Origin of the sequence: Geminisphaera colitermitum TAV2, from assembly GCF_000171235.2 — a bacterium.
GTDB classification, from domain to species: domain Bacteria; phylum Verrucomicrobiota; class Verrucomicrobiia; order Opitutales; family Opitutaceae; genus Geminisphaera; species Geminisphaera colitermitum.
This window is the reverse complement of record NZ_ABEA03000138.1, coordinates 1-3,599: the sequence shown is the minus strand read 5'-3', so window position 1 is coordinate 3,599 and position 3,599 is coordinate 1. Positions and strand designations below refer to the sequence as shown.

Here is a 3,599-nt window from a genome sequence, read left to right as displayed (position 1 = left end):
AGGGTTAGCCGTGATAGTCGCGCGTTTCGCGTCCGTCCTTGTCGATGTGGATGTGGTATCCGCCCGGGCCTTCAAAGGCCCAGCCGAGGACGCCAAGAAAGAGGATGACGCCGCCCGCGATGGCTCCGGCCCAGACGTGATGCGCGACAAACAATCCGCCCACGAGCAGGCCGGTGGCGGTGATAATGGGATACCAGGACTGGCTCGGCATGTGGATGCCGCCATGCGCCTGTTCGTCGGCGGCGTGCGCGGCTTTCTCGTGCGCGATGGCGGCGCGGTTTTGCTTTTCGTGCCAGAAGGCGTCGCGCGCGTGGATGACGGGCGTGGCGGCATAGTTGTATTCAGGCGGTGGATTCGGCAGCGACCATTCGAGGGTGCGCGCATCCCAGTAATCGCGGCCCACGCGTTCGCCTTTGAGCCAGGTGTAGATGATCGTCCCAAAGTAGAGGGCGATGCCCGCGGCGAGGATGAAGGCGCCGATGGTGGCGATGAGGTTGGCTTCGTTCCAGCCCATGTTGCCGTCGTAAACGGCAGTGCGGCGCGGCATGCCGTTGAGGCCGAGGAAGTGCATGGGAAAGAAGGTGGTGTTGAAGCCGGCAAAGATGATCCAGAACGAGAGCTTGCCCGTGCGCTCGGGCACCTTGCGTCCGAAGATGAGCGGGAACCAATAATGAATGCCGGCGAGGAGCCCGAAAACCGCGCCGCCAATCAGCACGTAGTGAAAATGCGCCACGACAAAATAGCTGTCCTGCTGTTGCGTGTCGGCGGGCGAAGCCGAGTGCATGATGCCGGAAAAGCCGCCCATCATGAACATCCAGATGAAACCGAGGGCGAACATCATGGGCGTGCGCGTCAGGATGTGGCCGCCCCAGAGGGTGCCGACCCAGTTGAAGATTTTGACGCCGGTGGGGATGGCGATGGCCATGGTGGCGAGCGAGAAGGCGGCGGTGGCCACGGTGCCGAGCCCGGTGGTAAACATGTGGTGCGACCACACGCCGAAACCGAGGAATCCGATGACCGCGCCGGAAAACACCACGATGGGATAACCGAAGAGCGGCTTGCGCGCGAAGCAGGGCAGGATCTCCGAGATGATGCCCATCGCGGGGAGGATCAGGATGTAAACCTCGGGGTGTCCGAAAATCCAGAACAGGTGCTGCCAGAGGATCGGTAGTCCGCCGCCGGATACATCGAAGAACGTGGTCGAGAAGGCGCGGTCCATCATCAGCTCGACGAGCGCGATGGTGATGGCGGGGAAGGACAGGATGATGAGAAACGCGGTGAAGAGCGTCATCCAGGTGAAGACGGGCATGCGCATCATGGTCATGCCGGGGGCGCGCATGTTGATGATGGTGACGATGAAATTGAGCGAGCCGACGACGGATGACACGCCGAGGATTTGCAGGCCCATGATCCAGAGGTCGGTGGAGACGTCGGCGGCGAACTGGTTGGAGAAGGCTTTTGAGGTGAGAGGGGCGTAGCCGAACCAGCCGATGTCGGGCGCGCCGGATTTCACGAACCAGCCGACGTTGACGATGATGGCGCCGGCCATGAAGACCCAGAAGGCGAAGCCGTTGAGCCGCGGAAAGGCGACGTCGCGCGCGCCGATCTGGAGCGGCATGATGTAGTTGAAGAACGCGGTGGAGAGGGGCATGACCGCGAGGAAAATCATCGTGGTGGCGTGCATCGTGAACAGTTCGTTGTAGAGCTGGTGCGAGATGAACGTGTTGTTGGGCACGGCGAGTTGCACGCGGACGAGCAGCGCCTCGAATCCGCCGACGAGAAAGAAAAAGAGCGCGGCAATGCCGTAGAGGATGCCGATGCGTTTGTGATCGACGGTGGTGAGCCAGGAGGCAAGGCCGGTGCTCGCCGTGGGCCGGGTGAAAAACCAGGGACGTTTGATGTCAAGGGGGTTCATTTCAGGCTGTGGAGGTAGGAAACGAGGGCGCGGGCTTCGTCGTCGGTCACGGTGATATTTTGTTTTTGGATACGGTGGTTGTCCACGGGATCGAGCGTGACGTAGCCGGCCATGCCGTTGACACCGACCCACATCTTGTTGCCGGGTTTGACCTCGTCGGGATGGGCGATCCAGCGGTGGAGGTTTTGCGGCGTGTTTTCCAAAAGGCCGCCGGCGATGGTGGTGCGCGCGCCGATATGGGTGAGGTCGGGGCCGTTGACGCCGACGCCGTCGTGGCCGCGCGTGGTGTGGCAGGTGATGCAGTTCTTGGAGCGAAAGAGTTCCCGGCCATGTGCCACGAGCGCGGGGTCTTCGCCGGTCTCGACGGCCTGCTGCTTTTTCCACGCGGCGAGCGGGTCGGCGTCGAAGCCGGCGGAGTAACCGGGGGCGTTGCGTCCTGGGTTTTTGAATACGTAGCCGGGGCCCGCGGTTTGCGGGCGCGGCGGGGCGTCGTCGGCGGCGGGGGTGCGGGCGGGGTGTTTCTGGCCGGCGATCCAGCGGGCGTAGTCGCCGGCTTCGAGCGCGACGACGCGGAAGCGCATCACGGCGTGCGATTCGCCGCAGTATTCGGCGCACTGGCCCCAGTAATAGCCGGGGCGCTCGGCGTGGAGCCAGAGGTGGTTGCCGCGGTTGGGGATCATGTCCACCTTGCCGGCGAGCTTGGGAACCCAGAAGGAGTGAATGACGTCGGTGGTGCGCAGGTTGATGCGCACGGGGCGTCCGGCGGGAATGACGAGTTCGTTGGCGGTGACGAGCGGACCGGCGCCGTCGATCTGCTCCTGCGTGTATTCAAATTTAAACCACCACTGGTATCCGGTTGCGGTGATCTGCACCGCCTGGTCGCGCTGGTCCTCGGGCACGTCGTATTGATACCAGATGGCGCGCAGGGTGGGCACGGCGATGAAGACGAGGGCAAGCACGGAGGCGGCGATGAGCGAGAGTTCAACGAGCGGGTTGCCGTGGCTTTGGGGGGGGGGGGGCGTGTTCGTCGGCGCGGTTGCGGGCCTTGAACTTGAGCGTGGCGTAGGTGAGCACGCTGGCGACGATCACAAAGATGATGCCGGTCACCCAGAGCGTCACATAAAACACTTGGGTCTGCGCGCGCGCCACTGGTCCCTCGACGTCGATCGTCGATTGGGGGCCGCTTAACCAGCGCCAGCTCCAACCTCCGAGATAGAGCGGCAGCAACAGGGTGAAAACGAGGGCGGCAATGCGCCGTGGATGGAGACGGGAGGCTTTAGCAGCGCTCATTTGGTCGAGAAAGAGAGCTTGTAGTGGTAGAGGCGTGATACGCTCCTGTGGGCGGTCGGGTTTTCAAGACAGAAACAGAGATTAATGTTAGAATATCTAATTTTTCAACCTGTTGGCTCGAAATGCATAAGGTGTGAGCTGCACCGATGGAGGGTGTGTTTAATGATTTGTCTAATGAGCCGTAAAAATGTAATAAGGCATTTGCGCGAGTCTGCGAATGCGTCTCAATGCGGCCCATGGCATTACGTTTCTTTCGCCTTCCTGTTTTTTGCTTTAATTTTGCGTTTGCGGCTGCGGTCGGTGTGGCACTGAGCGGTTGCAAGCCGGATGCGTCGTCGGCGAATGGTGCGGGCGCACACGGTTCGCATGGCGCGGCAACCGGGGCGGGGGGGGG

The 3,599-nt window shown here is 62.2% G+C and carries 3 protein-coding genes; all 3 read right to left on the bottom strand.

The annotated features are described in order from the left end of the window. Window positions 1–4: 4 nt before the first annotated feature. The 3 genes from ctaD to OBACDRAFT_RS29970 are packed head-to-tail and all read right to left on the bottom strand — an operon-like array spanning window position 5 to window position 3,205. A complete protein-coding gene (gene ctaD / locus OBACDRAFT_RS16260; protein WP_052362137.1) occupies window positions 5–1,915 on the bottom strand; it encodes a cytochrome c oxidase subunit I in 1,911 nt (636 codons plus the stop codon). Next, the gene (locus OBACDRAFT_RS16255) at window positions 1,912–2,874 is read right to left on the bottom strand and encodes a cytochrome c oxidase subunit II (protein ID WP_232767259.1); all 963 of its coding nucleotides are present in this window, start codon (window positions 2,872–2,874) and stop codon (window positions 1,912–1,914) included. Before OBACDRAFT_RS16255 ends, ctaD begins: the two co-directional genes overlap by 4 nt. Before the next feature lie 22 nt (window positions 2,875–2,896). Continuing rightward, the gene (locus tag OBACDRAFT_RS29970) at window positions 2,897–3,205 is read right to left on the bottom strand and encodes a cytochrome c oxidase subunit II (protein ID WP_232767257.1); all 309 of its coding nucleotides are present in this window, start codon (window positions 3,203–3,205) and stop codon (window positions 2,897–2,899) included. Between the last annotated feature and the right edge of the window lie 394 nt (window positions 3,206–3,599).